The organism is Streptomyces sp. CB02400 (genome assembly GCF_001905725.1).
Taxonomy (GTDB): Bacteria; Actinomycetota; Actinomycetes; order Streptomycetales; family Streptomycetaceae; genus Streptomyces; species Streptomyces atrovirens.
This window is the reverse complement of sequence record NZ_LIWB01000002.1, coordinates 611,246-631,187: the sequence shown is the minus strand read 5'-3', so window position 1 is coordinate 631,187 and position 19,942 is coordinate 611,246. Positions and strand designations below refer to the sequence as shown.

18 protein-coding genes are annotated in these 19,942 nt (G+C 71.7%); 11 read left to right on the top strand and 7 right to left on the bottom strand.

Translation table 11 applies throughout. From position 1 onward, the window contains the following. Nucleotides 1–21: 21 nt before the first annotated feature. Nucleotides 22–672, top strand: a complete 651-nt coding sequence (locus tag AMK33_RS07930) for a class F sortase (RefSeq protein ID WP_073932006.1) — start codon at nucleotides 22–24, stop codon at nucleotides 670–672. Nucleotides 673–689: 17 nt separating this feature from the next. Here AMK33_RS07930 and AMK33_RS07925 read toward each other — a convergent pair whose 3' ends face one another. Then, the gene (locus tag AMK33_RS07925; RefSeq protein WP_235618006.1) at nucleotides 690–2,255 is read right to left on the bottom strand and encodes an outer membrane protein assembly factor BamB family protein; all 1,566 of its coding nucleotides are present in this window, start codon (nucleotides 2,253–2,255) and stop codon (nucleotides 690–692) included. Between the two features lie 114 nt (nucleotides 2,256–2,369). Then, nucleotides 2,370–3,152, bottom strand: a complete 783-nt coding sequence (locus AMK33_RS07920) for a sulfite exporter TauE/SafE family protein (protein WP_073932005.1) — start codon at nucleotides 3,150–3,152, stop codon at nucleotides 2,370–2,372. Between the two features lie 174 nt (nucleotides 3,153–3,326). Between AMK33_RS07920 and AMK33_RS07915 the strand changes: the two genes are divergently transcribed. The 7 genes from AMK33_RS07915 to AMK33_RS07885 all read left to right on the top strand — a co-directional run bounded on the left by AMK33_RS07915 (nucleotide 3,327) and on the right by AMK33_RS07885 (nucleotide 11,351). Further along, nucleotides 3,327–4,544 carry an NAD(P)/FAD-dependent oxidoreductase gene (locus AMK33_RS07915; protein WP_073932004.1) on the top strand — a complete coding sequence of 406 codons (1,218 nt, stop codon included), beginning with the start codon at nucleotides 3,327–3,329 and terminating at the stop codon, nucleotides 4,542–4,544. Further along, nucleotides 4,544–7,141: a nitrite reductase large subunit NirB gene (gene nirB, locus AMK33_RS07910; protein WP_107425043.1), complete on the top strand. Its 2,598-nt coding sequence runs from the start codon at nucleotides 4,544–4,546 to the stop codon at nucleotides 7,139–7,141. Before AMK33_RS07915 ends, nirB begins: the two co-directional genes overlap by 1 nt. Further along, on the top strand, nucleotides 7,138–7,488 hold the full coding sequence (nirD, locus tag AMK33_RS07905; RefSeq protein ID WP_073932002.1) for a nitrite reductase small subunit NirD: 351 nt from the start codon (nucleotides 7,138–7,140) through the stop codon (nucleotides 7,486–7,488). Before nirB ends, nirD begins: the two co-directional genes overlap by 4 nt. Before the next feature lie 46 nt (nucleotides 7,489–7,534). After that, complete coding sequence (locus AMK33_RS07900; protein ID WP_073932001.1) at nucleotides 7,535–8,122, top strand: TetR/AcrR family transcriptional regulator; 588 nt, start codon at nucleotides 7,535–7,537, stop codon at nucleotides 8,120–8,122. A gap of 80 nt (nucleotides 8,123–8,202) precedes the next feature. Further along, nucleotides 8,203–8,967, top strand: a complete 765-nt coding sequence (locus AMK33_RS07895) for an SDR family NAD(P)-dependent oxidoreductase (protein WP_073932000.1) — start codon at nucleotides 8,203–8,205, stop codon at nucleotides 8,965–8,967. 140 nt (nucleotides 8,968–9,107) lie between these two features. After that, nucleotides 9,108–10,064 (top strand): SMP-30/gluconolactonase/LRE family protein, encoded by a 957-nt coding sequence (locus AMK33_RS07890; protein ID WP_073931999.1) that lies wholly within the window; start codon nucleotides 9,108–9,110, stop codon nucleotides 10,062–10,064. A 129-nt stretch (nucleotides 10,065–10,193) separates the two neighbouring features. Further along, entirely contained in the window at nucleotides 10,194–11,351 is a 1,158-nt protein-coding gene (locus AMK33_RS07885) for an alkaline phosphatase PhoX (protein WP_073931998.1), read from the top strand. 42 nt (nucleotides 11,352–11,393) lie between these two features. On the opposite strand, the gene AMK33_RS41220 is transcribed toward AMK33_RS07885, so the two are convergent. Further along, on the bottom strand, nucleotides 11,394–11,783 hold the full coding sequence (locus tag AMK33_RS41220; RefSeq protein WP_073931997.1) for a DUF6461 domain-containing protein: 390 nt from the start codon (nucleotides 11,781–11,783) through the stop codon (nucleotides 11,394–11,396). A 173-nt stretch (nucleotides 11,784–11,956) separates the two neighbouring features. Between AMK33_RS41220 and AMK33_RS07875 the strand changes: the two genes are divergently transcribed. Further along, on the top strand, nucleotides 11,957–12,388 hold the full coding sequence (locus AMK33_RS07875; RefSeq protein ID WP_073931996.1) for an LAETG motif-containing sortase-dependent surface protein: 432 nt from the start codon (nucleotides 11,957–11,959) through the stop codon (nucleotides 12,386–12,388). Nucleotides 12,389–12,419: 31 nt separating this feature from the next. On the opposite strand, the gene AMK33_RS07870 is transcribed toward AMK33_RS07875, so the two are convergent. Together AMK33_RS07870 and AMK33_RS07865 are read right to left on the bottom strand one after the other, a co-directional pair. Beyond that, nucleotides 12,420–13,088: a hypothetical protein gene (locus tag AMK33_RS07870; protein WP_235618005.1), complete on the bottom strand. Its 669-nt coding sequence runs from the start codon at nucleotides 13,086–13,088 to the stop codon at nucleotides 12,420–12,422. 216 nt (nucleotides 13,089–13,304) lie between these two features. Further along, nucleotides 13,305–14,126: an SDR family NAD(P)-dependent oxidoreductase gene (locus AMK33_RS07865; protein WP_073931994.1), complete on the bottom strand. Its 822-nt coding sequence runs from the start codon at nucleotides 14,124–14,126 to the stop codon at nucleotides 13,305–13,307. A 116-nt stretch (nucleotides 14,127–14,242) separates the two neighbouring features. Here AMK33_RS07865 and AMK33_RS07860 point away from each other — a divergent pair, with 116 nt between their 5' ends. Further along, nucleotides 14,243–14,896 carry a TetR/AcrR family transcriptional regulator gene (locus AMK33_RS07860; protein ID WP_073931993.1) on the top strand — a complete coding sequence of 218 codons (654 nt, stop codon included), beginning with the start codon at nucleotides 14,243–14,245 and terminating at the stop codon, nucleotides 14,894–14,896. Nucleotides 14,897–15,178: 282 nt separating this feature from the next. Further along, nucleotides 15,179–16,495 (top strand): 5'-methylthioadenosine/S-adenosylhomocysteine nucleosidase, encoded by a 1,317-nt coding sequence (locus AMK33_RS07855; protein WP_073931992.1) that lies wholly within the window; start codon nucleotides 15,179–15,181, stop codon nucleotides 16,493–16,495. A gap of 12 nt (nucleotides 16,496–16,507) precedes the next feature. On the opposite strand, the gene AMK33_RS07850 is transcribed toward AMK33_RS07855, so the two are convergent. Together AMK33_RS07850 and ppdK are read right to left on the bottom strand one after the other, a co-directional pair. Further along, entirely contained in the window at nucleotides 16,508–16,807 is a 300-nt protein-coding gene (locus AMK33_RS07850) for a hypothetical protein (RefSeq protein ID WP_073931991.1), read from the bottom strand. Nucleotides 16,808–17,022: 215 nt separating this feature from the next. Then, nucleotides 17,023–19,743 carry a pyruvate, phosphate dikinase gene (gene ppdK, locus AMK33_RS07845; protein ID WP_073931990.1) on the bottom strand — a complete coding sequence of 907 codons (2,721 nt, stop codon included), beginning with the start codon at nucleotides 19,741–19,743 and terminating at the stop codon, nucleotides 17,023–17,025. Between the last annotated feature and the right edge of the window lie 199 nt (nucleotides 19,744–19,942).

The following is a 19,942-nucleotide window of genomic DNA, read 5'->3' as shown; positions in this document are numbered from 1 at the left end:
TCGAGATGAGGTCAGTCCGTCATGCGCCGCAGGTTCCGCCGGACCGGGGGTCCGGGCAACGCAGCGATAGCCGCCGTCACGGTGTGCGCCCTGTGCGCGGGGATGTGGCTGCTGCGCGACGGGACCGGGACGCAGGCGCCGCCGCAGCCGTCCGCCGCCCAGGCGCACGCGGGGGACGACGACCGCGGCGCGGACCGGACCTCGGCCCCCGCCCTGCCGCCCTCCCCTCCCGACCGCATCCGCATCCCCGCGATCGGGGTGGACGCGCCCCTGACGGGCCTCGGCCTGACGAGGACCGGCAGTCTCGACGCGCCCCCGGCCGACCGCGAGAACCTGGCCGGCTGGTACGAGGCCGGCACCACCCCCGGAGAGACGGGCACCGCGATCGTCGCGGGCCACGTCGACAACACCGACGGCCCCGCCGTCTTCTACTCCCTCGGCGCCCTGCGCAAGGGCGGCACCATCGAGGTGGACCGCCGCGACGGCACCGTCGCCGTGTTCACGGTGGACGCGGTCGAGGTGTACGACGCGGAGGACTTCCCCGACGAGAAGGTGTACGGCGCGGCACCCCGCCCCGAGCTGCGGGTCATCACCTGCGGCGGGGGCTGGTCCCGGACCACCGGCTATCAGGGGAACGTGGTGGTGTACGCCCATCTGACCGGCAGCCGCTGAGCCGGGAGACGCCCCCCCTAGGGACGGACCGCGAGCGCCGGGGGGTAGTTGTCGCCGTCGGCGTTGACGATCACCCAGCCGTCGCCCGCCCGGACCAGTTGCGGGCCGCTGTCGAGCTTGAGCGAGATGTCGCGGACCGTGATGCCGTCCTCCTCGCCCACCCGGGTGCCGTCATCGGTGGTGAGCGTCCACAGGCGCTGCGACTCGCCGAGTACGGCCACCCGGTCCGGGCCCGCGGGGGTGAGGGCGACGACCTCGGTGCCCAGATCCGCGTGCCAGCGGCGGCGGCCGTCGTCGAGCGAGTAGGCCACGACCCGCTCGGGGGAGGACGAACCCGGCTTCGCGGCCGCCACGATCAGGTTCCCGTCGGCGACCACGGCCCGGAACACCGGCCGGGCCGCGAACTTGGGGTCGAACCCGGTGACGGCCAGGTCCTCCTCGTCGGCGGTGAGCGGGATCGTCACCGGTTCCCGCTTCAGGTCGTCCGGGTCTCCGTAGGACAGTACGGCGGCGAGGCCGCGCTCGTCCTCCTCCTCCACCAGCAGGGTGAACGGCTCGGCGGAGAGCACCGCGGCGGACTGCGGGGCGCTCTCGATCGGGAGCGCCCGCCGGGCCAGTTCCTTGCCCGTGGCGGTGTCGAGGGTGAGGAGGAACGCCGAGTGGAACCCCTTGTAGCTGCCGCAGGTCACGGCGACCGTGGTGGTGCCGCCGGCGGTGGAGGCCGTCACCGGCTCGCACTCGACGTCGTCCTCGGCCCCGGTCCCGGCGGCGGGGGCGGTCTTCGCGGTCCAGCGCACCGCGCCGTCGGCGAGCCCGTACCCGTGGACCGCGTGCTCGCCCAGCGCCACGGCCACGCCCGCGTCGGCGGAGAGCAGCCCGCCGCCGCCCTGGTAGAACCCCGGTGTCACACCGGTGATGTTCCGTTCCCACACCTTGCGCCCGCTGCGTACGTCGACGCCCCACACGGTGTCGCAGGGCTTCTCGTTCCGTGCGAAGGCGACCAGGCCAATGCCGTCGACGATCCGCTCGCTCATCGCGCACACCGACTCCCGCACGGGCGCCCGCAGCACCCATCCGCGGTCCCCGCTGCCGGAGTCGTATGCGATCAGCGCGTCGGTCCGGGCGCGTACGACCGTGCCGCCGTCCCCGCCCACCGCCCAGGCCCCGACGCCGCGCACGCTCGCGGGCCGGTCCGCTCCGGCCTGCCAGGCGCGGTCGAGCACCGGCCCGCGCATCCAGAGGTAGGCCTGCCAGCCGGGCCACAGCACGATCAGCACGCCCGCCGCGACGAGTGCGCCGGGCACGGCCTTTCCCGGGCGGCTCGAGTTGAACGCGGCGAGGGCGACGATGAGCGCGACGGCGCCCGCGAAGGTGAGGAGGAACGCCAGGATGAGGGTCGGCGCCGTGCCCTCCGGGCAGGGCCGGTACCTGCTGCCGCAACTGTTGCCGGGGAAAGACGTCCACCCCAGCCAATGGAACTCCACCGCGAGCCCGACCAGCGCGCCCGCTCCGGCCACCCACGCGGCCTTCCCCAGCGGCCACGTCCCGGACGGTCTGACGTCCTCGACCATCGTCTCCCCCACTCGTGTTCTGTTCTGCGGCGCTCCCCAGCACCGGCCGCCCGCGTCATGGAGCGGCGCTCGAGCCTAACCCTCGCGAGTGGATCATGACAGCCGGTTGATCACCCTGTGTGCCGCTCAGGCCAGCCACTGCTCGTACGCCAGGTTCGCCACCAGGGCGAAGACGACCGTCAGCAGGACGACGCGGACGAAGCCGCTGCCCTTCTTCAGGGCCGTGTGCGCGCCGAGCGTGCCGCCCGCCAGGTTGAACACCGCCATCAGCACCGCGAGCTGCCACAGCACCGCGCCCTGCCAGGCGAACATCGCGAGCGCGCCCGCGTTGGTGCAGCAGTTGACGATCTTGGCGGTGGCGGAGGCGGTGACCAGGTCGAGGTGGAGCAGGGCGGTGAGCGCCAGGACGAGGAACGTACCCGTGCCGGGGCCGATGAGACCGTCGTAGAAGCCGATGCCGAGGCCGGCCAGACCGATCGCGGCGAGGATCTGGCGGCGGGTCGCCGGGCCGGTGGCGGGGGCCGTGCCGAAGGCGGGGCGCAGGATCACGAAGGCGGCGACGGCGAGCAGCACCACCATGATCACCGGTTTGAGGACCTCGGTGCTCATCCCGGCCGCGAAGAAGGCCCCGCCCGACGATCCGGCGAGGGCCGCGAGGCCGATGCGTACGGCGGTCTTCACGTCGACCGGCGCCTTGCGGGCGTAGGTGACCGCCGCGCCCGTGGTGCCGACGATCGCGACCGCCTTGTTGGTGCCGAGCGCGTGCGCGGCGGGGGTGCCGGCGGGCAGGCCGAGCAGCAGGGCGGGCAGGAGCAGCAGCCCGCCGCCGCCGACCACGGCGTCGATCCAGCCGGCGGCGAGGGCGGCCAGACAGAGCAGGACGACCGTGGTCAGGGAGATGTCGGGCATGGTCAGGAGCCTACGAACGGGATAGATGTCACGTCCATCAAGATGAGCGTTACTTGAGGTTGCCGCCGGGCCCGGCCTCCTCACACCTGCCGCGCTCCCCCGCTGAGGGCAGCGTTCCGTGCGGGAAACAGGAGGGATGCCGACGGGTAACACCCGCACCGCAGGCTCAAGGGCATGACCTCGAATGAGCGTGTGGTGGTGATCGGCTCCGGCCTCGCGGGCGTACGACTCGCCCGGCGGCTCGGCGAGCTCGGCACGCCCGTGACGCTGGTCGGCGAGGAGGAGCACCGCCCGTACAACAGGGTGCTGCTCGCCGAGGTGCTGGCCGGACGTTACAGCCCCGAGGTGATCGCCCTGCCGGCGCCCGCGGAACTGACCCGCGCCCGGGTCACCGGCATCGACCGCACCGGGCGGACCGTCGGCTGCGCGGACGGGTCGGTGATCGCCTACGACAGGCTCGTCCTGGCCACCGGTTCCAACCCCGTGCTGCCGCCGCTGCGCGGCCTGTTCACCGAGGACCACGAGCTGCCCGAGGGCGTGCACGCGTTCCGCACCCTGGACGACTGCCTGGGCCTGGCCAAGGCGGTACGGCCGGGGGTGCGGGCGGTGGTGATCGGCGGCGGGCTGCTCGGGGTCTCCGCGGCCCGCGCGCTCGCCGTGCGCGGCGCGCAGGTCGTCCTCGCCCAGCAGTCCGAGCGGCTGATGGAACGCCAGCTCGACCCGGCCGCGTCCAAGCTGGTCGGGCGGCATCTGACCGATCTCGGCGTGGAGGTGCACACCGAGTGCCGGGTGCGGGACGTGCGCTGCGTCGGCGGCGCGGTCCGCTCGGTGGAGATGGCCGACGGTTACGCCCTCGACGCCGACCTCGTGGTGCTGGCCTGCGGGGTGCACCCGAGGGTCGGTCTCGCGCAGGCGGCCGGGCTGGAGGTCCGCAAGGGTGTCGTCGTCGACGACGAGCTGCGCACCTCCGACCCGTACATCCACGCGATCGGCGACTGCGTCCAGCACGCCGGCACGGTGTACGGGCTGGCCACCCCGGCGCTGGAACAGGCCGACGCGCTCGCCGCGCTGCTCGCCGGGGACACCGGCTCCCGTTACACCGGCACCCGCTCCCTGACCCGGCTCACCCTCACCGGCCCGGACAGCCCCTTCGACCTGGCCGCGTTCGGCGAGACCGAGGCGCTGCCGGGCGACGACGTCGTCCAGCTCACCGATGCCACCCGGGGCACCTACCGCAAGGTCGTCGTCCGCGACGACCGCCTGGTCGGCGGGGTCCTGGTCGGCGAACTCGGCACCGTCGGCGCCCTCGCGCGCGCCTGGGAGGGAGCAGAGCCGCTCCCCTCCGACGGCGGGCCCCTGCTCCACCTGCTCACCAATGACGGAGGCTCCTGATGTCCACGGACACATCGACCATCGTGCTCATCGGCCACGGCATGGTCGGCCAGCGTTTCCTGGAGGCGCTCGCCGAGCGCGGCCTGACCGCCACGCACCGCGTGGTCGTGCTGTGCGAGGAGCCGCGCCCGGCGTACGACCGTGTCCAGCTCACCTCGTACTTCTCGGGGAAGACGCCCGAGGACCTGTCGATGACGGACATGGCGTTCATCGAGGAGCACGGCATCGAGCTGCGCATCGGTGACCCGGCGGAGACCGTCGACCGCGAGGCGCGCAGGGTGACGGCCCGCTCCGGGCTGGTCGTGGACTACGACGTCCTGGTGCTGGCCACCGGCTCCTACCCGTTCGTGCCGCCGGTGCCGAACAAGGACGCCGAGGGCTGTTTCGTCTACCGCACGATCGAGGACCTGCTCGCGATCGAGGAGTACGCGAGGAAGTCGACGACCGGTGCCGTGGTCGGCGGCGGACTGCTCGGCCTGGAGGCGGCGGGCGCGCTCAAGGGCCTCGGACTCACCTCCCACATCGTGGAGTTCGCGCCCCGGCTGATGCCCGTCCAGGTCGACGAGGGCGGCGGCGCGGCGCTGTTGCGCACCATCGAGGAGATGGGCCTGACCGTCCACACGGGCGTGGGCACGCAGGAGATCGTGACCGACGCCTCGGGTGCCGTCACCGGCATGAAGCTCTCCGACGGCTCCGAACTCGCCACCGACCTGGTGGTGTTCTCCGCCGGTGTCCGCCCCCGCGACCAGCTGGCCCGCGACTGCGGTCTGACGGTCGGCGAGCGCGGCGGCATCGCGGTCGACGAGCAGTGCCGTACGGTCTCCGACCCGCACGTGTTCGCGATCGGCGAGTGCGCGCTGGCCGCCGACGGCCGGGTGTACGGCCTGGTGGCGCCCGGTTACGAGCAGGCCGAGACGGTCGCCGCGACCATCGCAGAGGACGAGTCGGCGTTCACCGGCGCCGACCTGTCCACCAAGCTGAAGCTGCTCGGCGTGGACGTGGCGTCCTTCGGCGACGCGCACGGCACCGCCGAGGACTGCCTGGACGTCGTGTACTCCGACTCCCGCGCCGGCCTGTACAAGAAGCTGGTCATCGGCCGGGACGGCACGCTGCTCGGCGGCATCCTGGTCGGCGACGCGGAGGCGTACGGCACGCTGAAGGCCTTCACCGGCTCCGTCCCGCCGGTCTCGCCCGAGTCGCTGGTGCTGCCGGCCGGCGCCGGGGCGCCCGTGCAGCTCGGCCCGTCCGCGCTGCCGGACGACGCGATCATCTGCTCCTGCAACAACGTCCGCAAGGGCACGATCCGCGAGGCCGTCACCGAGCACCAGTGCACCACCGTGCCCGAGGTGAAGAAGTGCACCAAGGCCGGTACGACCTGCGGCAGTTGCGTCAAGGTCCTCGGCCAGCTCATCAACGCCGAGCTGGAGGCGAGCGGCGTCGAGGTCGACAAGGGCCTGTGCGCCTGCTTCTCCCAGACCCGCGAGGAGCTGTACGAGATCGTCCTCGCCCTGCGCGTCACCTCCTTCCGGGACCTGCTCGACCGCCACGGCCGGGAAGCGGCGCGCGGCGGCGACGGCTGCGAGGTCTGCAAGCCGACGGTCGGCTCGATCATCGCCTCCCTCGCCCCGACGATCGGCGCCAGCACCCACGTCCTGGACGGCGAGCAGGCGGCCCTCCAGGACACCAACGACCACTTCCTGGCCAACCTGCAGAAGAACGGCTCGTACTCGGTGGTGCCGCGCATCCCCGGCGGGGAGATCGCCCCGGAGAAGCTGATCGTGATCGGCGAGATCGCCCGCGACTTCGGCCTCTACACGAAGATCACCGGCGGCCAGCGCATCGACATGTTCGGCGCGCGGGTCGAACAACTCCCGTTGATCTGGGCCCGGTTGGTCGACGCCGGCTTCGAGTCGGGGCACGCCTACGGCAAGTCGCTGCGCACGGTGAAGTCCTGCGTCGGACAGACCTGGTGCCGCTACGGCGTCCAGGACTCCGTCCGCATGGCGATCGACCTGGAGCTGCGCTACCGGGGGCTGCGCTCCCCGCACAAGCTCAAGTCCGCGGTCTCCGGCTGCCAGCGCGAGTGCGCGGAGGCCCAGTCGAAGGACTTCGGCGTCATCGCCACCGCGGGCGGCTGGAACCTCTACGTCGGCGGCAACGGCGGCGCCACCCCGCGCCACGCCGACCTGCTCGCGCAGGACCTCTCGGACGCCGAACTGATCCGCCTGATCGACCGGTTCCTGATGTTCTACATCCGCACCGCCGACCGCCTGGAGCGCACCAGCGTGTGGCTGGACCGCGTCCCCGGCGGCCTGGACCACGTACGGGACGTCGTCGTCCACGACTCGCTCGGTATCTGCGACGAACTGGAGGCCCTGATGGCCGCCCATGTCTCGCACTACCGCGACGAGTGGGCCGAGACCATCAACGACCCGGAGAAGCTGGCCCGCTTCGTGTCCTTCGTGAACGCCCCCGACACCCCCGACCCGGTGGTCGCGTTCGTCCCCGAGCGCGACCAGATGAAGCCCGACCTGCCGCTGCTGAACATCGGCCTGCGCCCTGCCGACGACATCCTGGAAGGAACCGCGACGCGATGACCCTGGCCCTCGAGACCACCGATCTGAAGGTCCAGCTCCGCCTCACCGACGACTGGTTCACGGTCTGCGACCTGAGCGCGCTGCTCCCCGGCCGCGGGGTGGCCGCCCTCCTCCCCGACGGCCGCCAGGTCGCCGTCTTCGCCGACCGCACCGGCCGCCTGTACGCCATCGACAACCGCGACCCCTTCACCGGCGCGGCGGTCCTCTCCCGCGGCCTGACCGGCACCCACCAGGGCCGCCCCTTCGTCGCCTCCCCCCTCCTGAAGCAGCGCTTCGACCTGGAGTCGGGCCAGTGCCTGGACGACGAGGCGGTACGGGTGAGGGCGTACGAGGTGAAGGCCGCCTGACCATCTTTCTTGACTGACCGTTTCAGAAAAGCCTAGGCTGCCTCGCGTGGCCAGGACCAAGGAGTTCGATCCGGACGCCGCGCTGCGGGCAGCCCTGGAGCTGTTCTGGCAGCGCGGCTACGAGGCGACGTCGATGTCCGACCTCGTCACCCGCCTCGGCATCGGACGCGCCAGCCTCTACGCGACCTTCGGCAGCAAGCGCGAGCTGTACCTGAAAGCGCTGGAACACTACGAGCAGGGACTGCTCCCGCAGATGCTGGAGGACCTGTCCCGGCCGGGCCCGGCACTGCCGGGCGTGCGGGCGCTCGTACGGCGCTACGCCGCCGAGGCGATCGAGGACGACCTGCGCGTACGCGGCTGTTTCGTCACCAACACGGCGGCCGAGCTGGCCCCGCACGACGCGACGGCCGCACGGCGGGTCGAGCGCAACTGGGACCAGCTCGAGACCGTACTGCACGCGGCGCTCGTCCGCGCCCGGGCCCAGGACGAACTGCCCGCCGACCGCGATCCGCTCGCCCTCGCCCGCATGCTGCTCGTGCTGCTGCAGGGCCTGCGGGTGGTCGGCAAGGCGTCCGCGGACCCGGCCAGGATCAGGGACGCGGCGGAACAGGCGCTGGCACTGCTCGGCGACTGAACCACCCGACGGGCCACCGGACGGCGGCCTTCGATCCCTGATCTCATAATGAACCGATCGGTCAAGAATTAGGGGAGATCATGACCAGCCGTTTCACCGACCGCACCGCCCTGGTCACCGGCGCCGGCTCCGGCATCGGACGGGCCGTCGCCCTCGCCTTCGCCGCGGAGGGCGCGCACGTCGTCGCCGCCGGACGGCGGCCGGAGCCGCTGGAGGAGACGGTGGCCCTGATCGAGCGGGCCGGCGGCAAGGCGCTGGCCGTCACCGCCGACGTCTCCCGCGCCGCGGACCTCCAAGCCGTCGTGGACGCCGCCGTGGACCACTTCGGCTCGCTGGACATCGCGGTCAACAACGCGGGCGTCTTCCGGGGCGGGCAGCCCCTGGCCGAACTGACCGACGACGACTGGCAGAGCCAGCTCGACATCAACGTCACCGGCGTGTTCCACGCCCTGCGCGCGGAGATCCGCCAGATGCGCACCCAGCCGGCCGGCGGCGTGATCGTGAACATCGCCTCCACCTTCGGCTCGCACAAGCGCACCCCGGGAGCCACCGCCTACGCCGCCACCAAGGCGGCCGTCTCCGTGCTCACCCGGGGCGCCGCCCTGGACCACATCGCGGAGGGGATCCGCATCAACGCCGTCAGCCCCGGCGCCACGGCGACGACCATGTCACTGCGACCGGGCGAGACGGAGGCCGGACGGGCGGAGCGCATGGGGCACGAAGTACCGCTCGGCCGTGTATCGGCGGTCGAGGAGGTCGCGGCGGCGGTGCTGTACCTGGCCTCGGACGACGCGGCGTCGGTGGTGGGCACCGACCTCGTGGTGGACGGCGGCCAGACGGCCTGACCCCCGCACCGGGAGCGGGCACGCGGCTGTCGGATTCCTGTCGGCCCGTGTCATCCATTCCGCGCGGCGGGTTCTTGGGGTTGCATCGGTCCTGCCCCATCGTCTCGAGCCCCATCCCATCCGTAACGGAGGCCCGAACCATGACCCGGAAGCACCCGCAGCACCCCCAGCCCTCCCGGCGCACCCTGCTCGGCGGAGCCGCCGCCACCGCGCTGGCGGTGGCGGCCGGCACCGGCACGGCGCAGGCCGCCGGCCGCCGGCCCGCCTGGCCGACCGAGTTCCCGCTGCCGGACGGCTGGCTGCCCGAGGGCATCACCATCGGCAGCTCTCCGTACGCCTACATGGGCTCCCGCGCCGACGGAGCGGTCCTCCGCACCGACCTGCGCACCGGAAAGGGCGTAGTCCTCCACGAGGGCACCCCCGGCCTCGTGGCCATCGGCCTCAAGCTGGGCCGGGACGGCCTGCTGTACGTCGCCGGCGGCGGGGGCGGCACCGCGCGCATCGTCGACGCCCGCACCGGCGAGCTGGTGCGGACGCACCGACTCACCGCCGACACCGGTCACTTCGTCAACGACGCCGTGCTCTTCCGGGACCGCGCCTGGTTCACCGACTCCCGCGACGCGGTCCTGTACGGCGTCCCCCGCGGCCGGAGCGGCAGCGTCCGCGCCCTGCCGCTCACCGGCGACTGGGAGCAACTGCCCGGCGTCAACAACGCCAACGGCATCGTGAGCACGCCCGACGGGCACGATGTGATCGTGGTCAAGAGCACGCCGGGCGAGCTGTACCGCGTGAGCCTCAGAACCGGACGCGCCATCCGCATCGCCCTGTCCGGCGCGGAGAACGTGGCCAACGGCGACGGCCTGGTCCGCATCGGCCGCACCCTGTACGTCGTACAGAACCGCTCGAACGTCGTCACGGTCTTCGACCTGGACGCCGACTCCACGAAGGCGACCCTGCGCCGCTCGATCACCGACCCCCGCTTCGACGTCCCCGCCACCGCCGCCCGCTTCGGCGACCGCCTCTACCTGGTCAACGCCCGCTTCACCAGCCCGCAGACCCCGGAGACGACGTTCACGGCGGTGGCGGTGCCCCTGTAGACCCCTGGGATGGTCATCCGTCGGTACGCCCCCGGCCATGAGGCGTCCACTCCGCGCCCCTAGGTTCCCTGACCGCACGCCCCCGTCGCCGACCGGTGGCGGGACGGTCACGGCACCCTTGGAGTGGCAGTGGAACGTCGTACCTTCCTTCGTGCGACCGCCGTCGGCGGCACCTCCTCCGTGCTCGGCGGGACCCTGTGGCGCGGCGCGGCGTACGCCGCGCCCGCCCAGCCCGGCAGCGGCCCGTACGGTCCGCTCGGGGCGGCGGACGCCAACGGCATCAGCCTGCCCGCCGGTTTCACCAGCCGGGTCGTCGCCCGTTCCGGCCGGACGGTCACCGGCACCTCGTACACCTGGCACAACGCCCCCGACGGCGGCGCCTGTTACGCGGACGGGTCGGGCTGGATCTACGTCTCCAACTCGGAGATCAACCCCTCCGGCGGGGCGAGCGCGCTGAAGTTCTCGGCCACCGGCGCCATCACGGGCGCGTACCGCGTCCTGGCCGGCACCCGGCAGAACTGCGCGGGCGGGAAGACCCCGTGGAACACCTGGCTGTCCTGCGAGGAGGTGGACCGCGGGTACGTCTACGAGACCGACCCCTGGGGTGTGAAGGCGGCCGTCCGCCGTGACGCGATGGGCCGCTTCAAGCACGAGGCGGCGGCGGCCGACCCGGTGCGCAGGGTCGTGTACCTGACGGAGGACGTCACGGACGGCTGCTTCTACCGCTTCCGGCCCACCACCTGGGGCGACCTGTCCTCGGGCACCCTGGAGGTGCTGGTCGCCGGCAGCGGCACCAGCGGCCCGGTGAGCTGGGCACGGGTCCCGGACCCGTCCGGCGCCACCGCCACCCGCAACCAGGTCTCCGGCGCCAAGCGCTTCAACGGCGGCGAGGGCTGCTACTACGCCGACGACACCTGCTGGTTCACCACCAAGGGCGACAACCGCGTCTGGCAGTACGACGCGTCCGCCCAGACCATCGAACTCGCCTACGACGACTCACTGGTGACGGGCGGCGGCGCTCCCCTGACGGGCGTCGACAACGTCACCGGCGCCGCTTCCGGCGACCTCTTCGTGGCCGAGGACGGCGGCACCATGGAGATCTGCGTCATCACGCCGGCCGACGTGGTGGCCCCGTTCCTCCGCATCGGCGGCCAGTCGGGCTCCGAGATCACCGGCCCGGCCTTCTCCCCCGACGGCACCCGCCTGTACTTCTCCAGCCAGCGCGGCACGAGCGGGAGTTCGTCGGGCGGGATCACGTACGAGGTGCGGGGCCCCTTCCGGTCGTAGCGGCGACGGCGACGGCGACGGCTGCGTCCGGCCGTCCGCCGATCAGCCGGCCCGCACGGGAACGATGGCGCTCGGCAGCGGCCCCGCCACCGCCTGCGGGTCCACCCCCAGGCCGAACTCCCGCTCCACCGCCTCCAGAGCGGCGGCGGGGTCGCTGAACTCGTCGTCGATCTCCTCCTCGTCCTCCTCGAAGAAACCGGCCCGCTCCAGCACCCGGTTGAGCCGGTGCGGCTCCGGCCCGGAGGCGGGCTCGAACCTCCACGAGTCGAACAGAGCGAGGGCCTCCCCGTCCCGGACATGAACCACGCGGGTGGTGCCGTCGAGGAGTTTCCACACCGACACCGCTTCCGTGCCCGCCGAGAGCCTCTTGAGCACCGGCCTCCGGAACACGACGCCGGTCTGCGGGAACGCGTCGAACAACGTGGAAGCCATGCCGTCCCACCCCTCCTGCCGCTAAGGATCACCGGTAGCGGAGAGCTACCCTCCAGTCACGTCACGTTCGCATCACAAGCTTTTCATAAGCCCCACACGGCACGAGCCTCCCAGTAGCTTCGTCACCCTCGTACCAAGCACGCGCAATCGCCCGATCTGGGGGACTCTTCACCATGCACCCGTTCCGCACCTCCGCCGCCGCGGTCCTCGCCGCACTCGCCCTGGCCGCCGTACCGGCCACCGCCGAGGCGCACGGCGGCAACACCCCGTTCGAGAACTGTTCCGAGGCGTACGAGAACGGGCACGCCAACATCCCCGAGACCAGCGACCACTACGGCGAGCACCTGGACCGCGACGGCGACGGCATCGGCTGCGACAAGCCGCCCGCGGACTTCGAGCCCTACGAGGAGACCGAGAGCGACACCGGCACCGAGAACACGGGGAACACCGGCTCCGGCAGCAAGGAGCAGGGCGGCGGCACCGACCTCGCCGAGACCGGCGGCAGCAACGCCACGCCGTACATCGCGGCCGGTGGTGCGGCCGTCGTCCTCCTGGGCGGCGGCGTGATGATCGCGGCCCGCAAGCGCCGCGACGACACCCGCTGACGCCGTTCCGCGCGAAGACCGGCTCCCCTGCTCACAGGGACAGCAGCAGGGAGTCGGCCTTCCCCCGCCGGCGGCGCACATGCCCGCGCCGCCCGGCGAGGACCGCCATCAGCGTCCACGCCACGAGCCCGCCGATCAGACCGCTCAGCCGCCCCGCGGCGTCCACCCTGTCCACCTGCTCCATGGGCGCCACACCCTCCGGGTCGCGGAGGACATCGAGCCGGTCCCCCACTTCCAGGCCGAAGTTGTCACCGTTGTAGGTGAGCCGCTCCTCCAGTTCCTCCCCGTCCGCCGTACGCAGCGTGAACCGGTGGTTGTCGCCGCCCGTCTCGTCCACGCTGTCCGCCACGATCACCACGCTCTCCCGCACCCCTCGCACCTCCAACGCCGCCTCGGGCGCGTACTGGACGGCCCCGACGAGGATGAACAGCCCCGGCACGAAGGACAGCAGGGCGATCCACCCCGCGCGATGGAGCAGCATCAGGAGCGTGACGAACCCCAGACACAGCGGAACCCCCACGGCGATGGGCACCCACACCCACCGCAACGCCAGGTAGGACGCCCCCGCGGTGACGGCCGCGGCGGCCCACCCGAAGAGCACCACCCCGACCGTGCGCCGGAACGACTGCCAGGGGTCGACGGCGTACCCGCCCATGGCGCTCAGCGGTCTGATGGTGCTCCTGCGTATCCGAAACGGCACCGCGTCCCCCGTGTTCCCCGCCGTGGCGGCTGTGCAAGTCCGGCACGGGACACTACATCGGGACCCACCATCGGTGGAGGAACGGACCCTCCGTCGTCGAGCCTGTCATCGATCACCTCGGATCCGATGGGATCGACACCGCCCCGGTGTGGTCCCGCGTGCCGGTCTCGTTCCAGGCAGCCGGGCGGCGCCGACACGTCCTGGCGCGGGGCCCCGTCAGCCCGGGGCGAGGCGGCTGAGGTGCTCCCAGGACCGGTAAAGATCCGCTTGGGCCCGGTCCATCTCCAGGACGTGGTCGAAGGACCGGCTCCCGACTATCAGCCGTCGCGGCGGGTCCGGCAACGCGGCCAGCTCCATGACGACCGGGGCAGCGGTGTCCGGCTCCGGGGCGACGGCATCGCCCCACGTCGCCTCCATCTCGGCGCGCAGGGGCTGATACCGCGCCAGGGGTTCGGTGTGCGTGGTGCCCGCCGTGAACAGGCCGGTGTTGTAGCCGCCCATCTGCACGATGGTGACCTTGACGCCGAACCCCTCGACCTCCATCGCCAGCGCCTCGCTGACCGAGTCCAGCGCGGCCTTGCCCGCACCGTAGAAGCCGACGGTGGCCATGCCGCCGCCGCTGCCCATCGAGGTGACCTGGAGGAGTCGTCCCCCGCCTTGGGCACGCAGGTGGGGAAGGACCGCCTGAGCCACCCACACGGCGCCGAAGAAGTTCACGTCCATATGCGCCCGGATCTGCTCCTCCGTGGCTTCCTCCACCATGCCGTAGAGCATTCCGCCGGCGTTGTTGACGACGACGTCCAGCCTGCCGAACGCGGCTGCCGCCCGCTCCACCCCGTCGAACACGCCCTGGCGGTCGGCTACGTCCAACGGAAGCGGGGCCAGATGGTCGGGGTACTTCCCGGTCAGTTCCGCCAGAGGCCCGACGTTGCGGGCGGCAGCCACCACGCGGTCGCCGTCTGCCAGGGCGGCCTCGGTGAAAGCCCTGCCCAGGCCACGGGAGGCACCGGTGATGAGCCAGACTCTCGCGTCCGTCATGGTGTCCCACTCCCAGTAAATGAAACGGCTCGTCTCGTTTCATTTCAAGCGTAGAGCATCACCCCGACTTCACCAATACGGATCGTCTCGTTTCGTTTCATGGGTAGGCTGGACGCATGTCCAACGAGAAGGGGCCGGACCACTCCCGGCGCAAGGAACGGTCCCGGCAGGCGATCCTCGCGGCAACCCGCTCCCTGGTCGCAGAGGAGGCGTACGAGAAGGTCACGGTCGAAGCCATCGCCGCCCGTGCCGGCGTCGGCAAGCAGACGATCTATCGACGGTGGCCGTCGAAGAGTGCGGTCGTCTTCGCCGCCCTTCTGGCTCTGAGCGAGGATGCGGACGGGCAGTCGGTCACGCTGCCGGACACGGGTGACCTCGAGGCCGACCTCAAGCTCGTCATGCGAGCCACGGCGGAGGAGTTCGCCGACCCGTCCTTCGACAGGCTGATCCGCGCCCTCAACACCGAGATCGCCAACGACGCCGCGCTGGCAGCCGAGTACCGCGAGAAGCTGGCCCGGCCGCTGGACGAGGCGAAGAAGGCGCGCCTGCGCAGCGCCCAGGATGTGGGCCAGCTCGACTCCGGCGCCGACCTCGACCTGGCCCTCGAAATGCTCTACGCCCCCCTCTTCCAGCGGTGGCTGCACCGCAGCGGTCCGCTGACCACCGCATACGCCGACTCGCTCGTCGACGCGACCCTCAGAGCTTTCGGCCCCCGAACGGGTGGGGGTCCGCACCCGCAGAGCTCGGCTCGGTCGGCTCCCCGCTCCTGAGCGCCCGTCATCGAGCGTTCCGGCACGCGGACACAGGTGGTGGCTCCGGGACCGGACGGCGCCGGGCTGCCCGGCCAGGACAGCGTGTGACGGCCGTGTCCACCAGGGATCCCGTCGGGAGAGCCGACGGCTGGACGCCCCCCGGCACCGCAGAAGAGCGGGCTCCCCCGCACGGGCGCCGCCCCGCTCCCCGCGGGACGACGCGACGGACGCCACTACCCGCCTGGGGTACGCCGGTGGACGAACGGGTAAGGGGCGGTCACGGGAACGAGGGGGCGCGGCATGGTGCGGACGGGCAGCGGTGGTGTCGTGGTGCTCACCGCGCTTCCGCTGGAGTTCAGGGCCGTGAGCGCGCACGTCGACGACGTCGTGCCCCGGACCCACCCGGCGGGCACGGTGTTCGACGTGGGCGCCTTCGCCGGCACCCCCTGGCAGGTCGCTCTCGCGGAGATCGGCGAGGGCAACCAGTCGGCCGCCGTCATCACCGAACGGGCCCGCGAGTGGCTGGAGCCGGAGGCGGTGTTCTTCGTCGGGGTCGCCGGAAGTCTCAAGAAGGACGTGGCGCTGGGCGATGTCGTCGTCGCCACCCGGGTGTACGCCTATCACGGCGGCAAGGAGACCGACGACGGCCGGCTCGCCCGGCCCCGCGTCTGGGACGCCCCGCACGCCCTGGAGCAACAGGCCCGCGCCGCTCTGCGCGACGATCGGTGGATCTCCCTGGTACGCGGTACCGCGGACGTACGCCGGCAGGTCGAGGACCTGCGGAGGGACGCGGCCCGGCTGCCCTTCTCCCGCGCCCCCCGCCCGGCGACCGTGCCGAAGGTCCACTTCAAGCCCGTCGCGGCCGGCGAGGTGGTGCTCGGCTCCGACCGGTCGGCCCTGGCCCAGCGCCTCAGGACCGTCTACGGCGATGCCGTCGCCGTGGAGATGGAGAGCGCCGGCGTCTCCCAGGCCGCCCATCTCTCGGGCAGTCTCCCAGTGCTGAGCATCCGTGGGATCAGCGACCACGCCGACGGCGGGAAGGCCAAGGCCGACGCCGCCGGCTCCCAGGAGCGGGCGGCGGCACACGCGGCGGCGGCGCTGGAGGCGGTCCTGGGCCGGATGCGACCGGCGGCCTTCGCGAACACGGGGCAGACGGTCCGAGACGTGGTGCGCCGACCGGACCTCGCTCCGGGGCTGTTCAGGGATACGTCGGCGCTCTCCCCTGCGGAACTGGACTCCGTACGCCACCTGTATCCCACCGAACGCGGCGAGGAGCTGCTGCTGGTGTGGCAGCCCGAGAGGTCGCTCAGCCTGCTGACGGCCCGGGTGGCCACCGCGGTGGTCACCACGTGGGGCGTAAGGTTCCAGCCGCCGCTGCCCGTACCGTTCGGCGTGGCGCACACCGAGCTGTGGTCCTGTGACTTCTCCGTGGAAGCCGAGCTCCGGCACCTCGGGCCCTTGCCGATCGAGGCACACCGGCTGACGGTCCGCAAGGGCAACGGCAAGAGCCTGGTCGCCGCCGACGGCGACCAGGCCTCCGTCAGAGGGCTGCTGCGCTTCCTCGAAGCGCTACGGGACGCCCTCACCCCGACGGGCGCGTGGTCGCCCCGGCACTGACCGGCGCCACCGTCACCAACGCGCCGAGAATCTCCCCGTCTTCTGGGCCTCCAGGTACTTGAAGCAGGCGTAGAAGACGACGAGCCGCTGCCGCTGCTCGCTGCTGTGCTCGTTGACGGTCGCCTCACGCAGGTACTTGTCCATCTTCTCCAGCCCCGTGGGCGTCGCCCCCGCGACGTACTCGGCTATCGCGTCCAGCGCCTCGTCGTCCTCCTTGTACCGCCACTCGGTGATGATGGAGACGAACGGATAGCTGACCGCCATCTCGCCCGCCGCTTCCCCCAGCACCTTCTTGAACTCGCTCCAGCTCATCGGCCCTCCCCCTGAGTGGCATACCGGCTGACCTCTTTCTGCCCGGTAACACACCGAAATAAGCGATATCGGAAGGGGGTTGAGCGCCGTGACATGCCGAAGGGCGGGCCCCCCGCACAGGGGCCCGCCCTTCTTCGTGATCCGGAGCCGCCGCCGATCGGTGAGGGTGGTCGGGTGACAGACGGCGGCTCCGGGGTCCAGGTGCCCCGCAGGGCTCAGCGGTGGTCGCTGCCCGTCGACGTGACGGCCGCGCGGCCGGCTTCCAGGCGGGCGACCGGGATGCGGAACGGGGAGCAGGAGACGTAGTCCAGGCCGACCTCGTGGAAGAAGTGGACCGACTCCGGGTCGCCGCCGTGCTCGCCGCAGACGCCGAGCTTCAGGTCGGGGCGGGTGGCGCGGCCGGCCTTCGCGGCGGCGGCGACCAGCGAGCCGACGCCGTCCTTGTCGATCGTCTCGAACGGTGACACCCCGAAGATGCCCTTCTCCAGGTACGCCGTGAAGAACGAGGCCTCCACGTCGTCGCGGGAGAAGCCCCACACCGTCTGGGTGAGGTCGTTCGTGCCGAAGGAGAAGAACTCCGCCGCCTCGGCGATCTGACCGGCGGTCAGCGCGGCGCGCGGCAGCTCGATCATCGTGCCGATGGCGAGCTTGAGCGAGGTGCCGGTGGCCTGCTCGACCTCGGCGATGACCTGGTCGGCCTCCTCGCGGACGATCTCCAGCTCCTGGACCGTGCCGACGAGCGGGATCATGATCTCCGCGCGCGGGTCGCACTTGGCCGCCCGGCGCTCGGCCGCCGCCTCCGCGATGGCCCGCACCTGCATGGTGAACAGGCCGGGGATGACCAGGCCGAGGCGGACACCGCGCAGGCCCAGCATCGGGTTCTGCTCGTGCAGCCGGTGCACGGCCTGGAGCAGGCGCAGCTCGTTCTCGTGCGGCTCCTGCCGGGACTCGGCGAGGGCCACGCGGACCGACAGCTCGGTGATGTCGGGCAGGAACTCGTGCAGCGGCGGGTCGAGCAGGCGGATGGTGACCGGGAGACCGTCCATCGCCTCGAAGAGTTCCACGAAGTCCCGCTTCTGGAGCGGGAGCAGGGCCTTGAGGGACTCCTCGCGCTCGGCCTCGGTGTCGGCGAGGATCAGGCGTTCGACCAGTTCGCGGCGGTCGCCGAGGAACATGTGCTCGGTGCGGCACAGGCCGATGCCCTGGGCGCCGAAGCGGCGGGCGCGCAGCGCGTCCTCGGCGTTGTCGGCGTTGGCGCGCACCCGCAGCCGGCGCTTGCGGTCGGCGAAGGCCATCATCCGGTGCACGGCCTCGACCAGCTCGTCGGCGTCGTCGGCACCCGGGTGCATCCGTCCCTCGAAGTACTCCACGACCGGGGAGGGGACGACCGGGACCTCGCCCAGGTAGACCTTGCCGGAGGAGCCGTCGATGGAGACGACGTCGCCCTCCTCGACGACCTGCCCGCCGGGGACCGTCATCCGGCGGCGCTTGGTGTCGACCTCCAGCTCCTCGGCGCCGCAGACACAGGTCTTGCCCATGCCGCGCGCGACCACGGCCGCGTGGGAGGTCTTGCCGCCGCGCGAGGTGAGGATGCCCTCGGCGGCGATCATGCCGTCCAGGTCGTCGGGGTTGGTCTCGCGGCGGATCAGGATGACCTTCTCGCCGGAACGTGACCACTTCACGGCGGTGTACGAGTCGAAGACCGCCTTGCCGACCGCCGCACCCGGCGAGGCCGCGATGCCCCGCCCGACCTGCTCGACCTTGGCGTCCTCGTCGAAGCGGGGGAACATGAGCTGGGCGAGCTGGGCGCCGTTGACGCGGGTGAGGGCCTCGGCCTCGTCGATCAGGCCCTGGTCGACGAGCTGCGTGGCGATGCGGAAGGCCGCGCCCGCCGTGCGCTTGCCGACGCGGGTCTGGAGCATCCAGAGCTGGCCGCGCTCGATGGTGAACTCGATGTCGCAGAGATCCTTGTAGTGGTTCTCCAGGGTCTCCATGATCTGCATGAGCTGGTCGTACGACTTCTTGTCGATCGACTCCAGCTCCGCGAGCGGCACGGTGTTGCGGATGCCCGCGACCACGTCCTCGCCCTGCGCGTTCTGGAGGTAGTCGCCGTAGACGCCCTGGTGGCCGCTGGCGGGGTCCCTCGTGAACGCGACACCCGTGCCGGAGTCGGGGCCGAGGTTGCCGAAGACCATGGAGCAGACGTTGACGGCCGTGCCGAGGTCGTGCGGGATGCGCTCCTGGCGGCGGTAGAGCTTGGCGCGGTCGCCGTTCCAGGAGTCGAAGACCGCCTTGATGGCGAGGTCCATCTGCTCGCGCGGGTCCTGCGGGAAGTCCCGCCCTGCCTCGGTCTTGACGATCTTCTTGAACTTGGTGACGAGCTTCTTGAGGTCGGCCGCCTCCAGCTCGGTGTCGACGGTGACCTTCTTGGCCGCCTTCGCCGCCTCCAGCGCGTCCTCGAACAGCTCGCCGTCGACGCCGAGGACGGTCTTGCCGAACATCTGGATGAGGCGCCGGTAGGAGTCCCACGCGAACCGGTCGTCGCCGGCCTGCTTGGCCAGGCCCTGCACGGACTTGTCGGAGAGGCCGATGTTGAGGACGGTGTCCATCATGCCCGGCATGGAGAACTTCGCCCCGGAGCGGACCGACACGAGGAGGGGGTTGTCGGCCTGGCCGAGCTTCTTGCCCATCGTCGCTTCGAGGGCGTCGAGGTGCGCACTCACCTCGTCACGCAGTGCCGCCGGCTCCTCGCCACTGTCGAGGTAGGTCTTGCACGCCTCGGTGGTGATGGTGAAGCCGGGCGGGACGGGAAGGCCCAGGTTGGTCATCTCGGCGAGGTTGGCGCCCTTGCCGCCGAGCAGGTCCTTCAGGTCTTTGTTGCCCTCGGTGAAGTCGTAAACGAACTTCGCTACGTGGGGATCTTTGTTTTCCGACACGGGTCTCGACTCCTCGAGGACGCGGTGGCTGCCCTGACGGCGAGAATGTACCCAGATCAAAGGCTTCTGGGTACGTCCACTTGTGCGTCATGCGCCTGTAACCAGTCGTCCGCCAGCGGATCGAAAGTCAAAGCTTGGCAAGCCGCGACGGCCGAATGTTTTCACTTCTTGAACGCATCAGCCTTCCCGCCAGGCCCTG

Excerpts from the sequence above, each read along its gene's own strand:
- AMK33_RS07920 (WP_073932005.1), bottom strand. The coding sequence starts at position 3,152 with ATGCCCGACATCTCCCTGACCACGGTCGTCCTGCTCTGTCTGGCCGCC.
- AMK33_RS07875 (WP_073931996.1), top strand. The coding sequence starts at position 11,957 with ATGCACCCGTTCCGCACCTCCGCCGCCGCGGTCCTCGCCGCACTCGCC.
- AMK33_RS07895 (WP_073932000.1), top strand. The coding sequence starts at position 8,203 with ATGACCAGCCGTTTCACCGACCGCACCGCCCTGGTCACCGGCGCCGGC.
- nirB (WP_107425043.1), top strand. The coding sequence starts at position 4,544 with ATGTCCACGGACACATCGACCATCGTGCTCATCGGCCACGGCATGGTC.
- AMK33_RS07860 (WP_073931993.1), top strand. The coding sequence starts at position 14,243 with ATGTCCAACGAGAAGGGGCCGGACCACTCCCGGCGCAAGGAACGGTCC.
- AMK33_RS07855 (WP_073931992.1), top strand. The coding sequence starts at position 15,179 with ATGGTGCGGACGGGCAGCGGTGGTGTCGTGGTGCTCACCGCGCTTCCG.
- AMK33_RS07890 (WP_073931999.1), top strand. The coding sequence starts at position 9,108 with ATGACCCGGAAGCACCCGCAGCACCCCCAGCCCTCCCGGCGCACCCTG.
- nirD (WP_073932002.1), top strand. The coding sequence starts at position 7,138 with ATGACCCTGGCCCTCGAGACCACCGATCTGAAGGTCCAGCTCCGCCTC.
- AMK33_RS07865 (WP_073931994.1), bottom strand. The coding sequence starts at position 14,126 with ATGACGGACGCGAGAGTCTGGCTCATCACCGGTGCCTCCCGTGGCCTG.
- AMK33_RS07930 (WP_073932006.1), top strand. The coding sequence starts at position 22 with ATGCGCCGCAGGTTCCGCCGGACCGGGGGTCCGGGCAACGCAGCGATA.
- AMK33_RS07915 (WP_073932004.1), top strand. The coding sequence starts at position 3,327 with ATGACCTCGAATGAGCGTGTGGTGGTGATCGGCTCCGGCCTCGCGGGC.
- AMK33_RS07850 (WP_073931991.1), bottom strand. The coding sequence starts at position 16,807 with ATGAGCTGGAGCGAGTTCAAGAAGGTGCTGGGGGAAGCGGCGGGCGAG.
- AMK33_RS41220 (WP_073931997.1), bottom strand. The coding sequence starts at position 11,783 with ATGGCTTCCACGTTGTTCGACGCGTTCCCGCAGACCGGCGTCGTGTTC.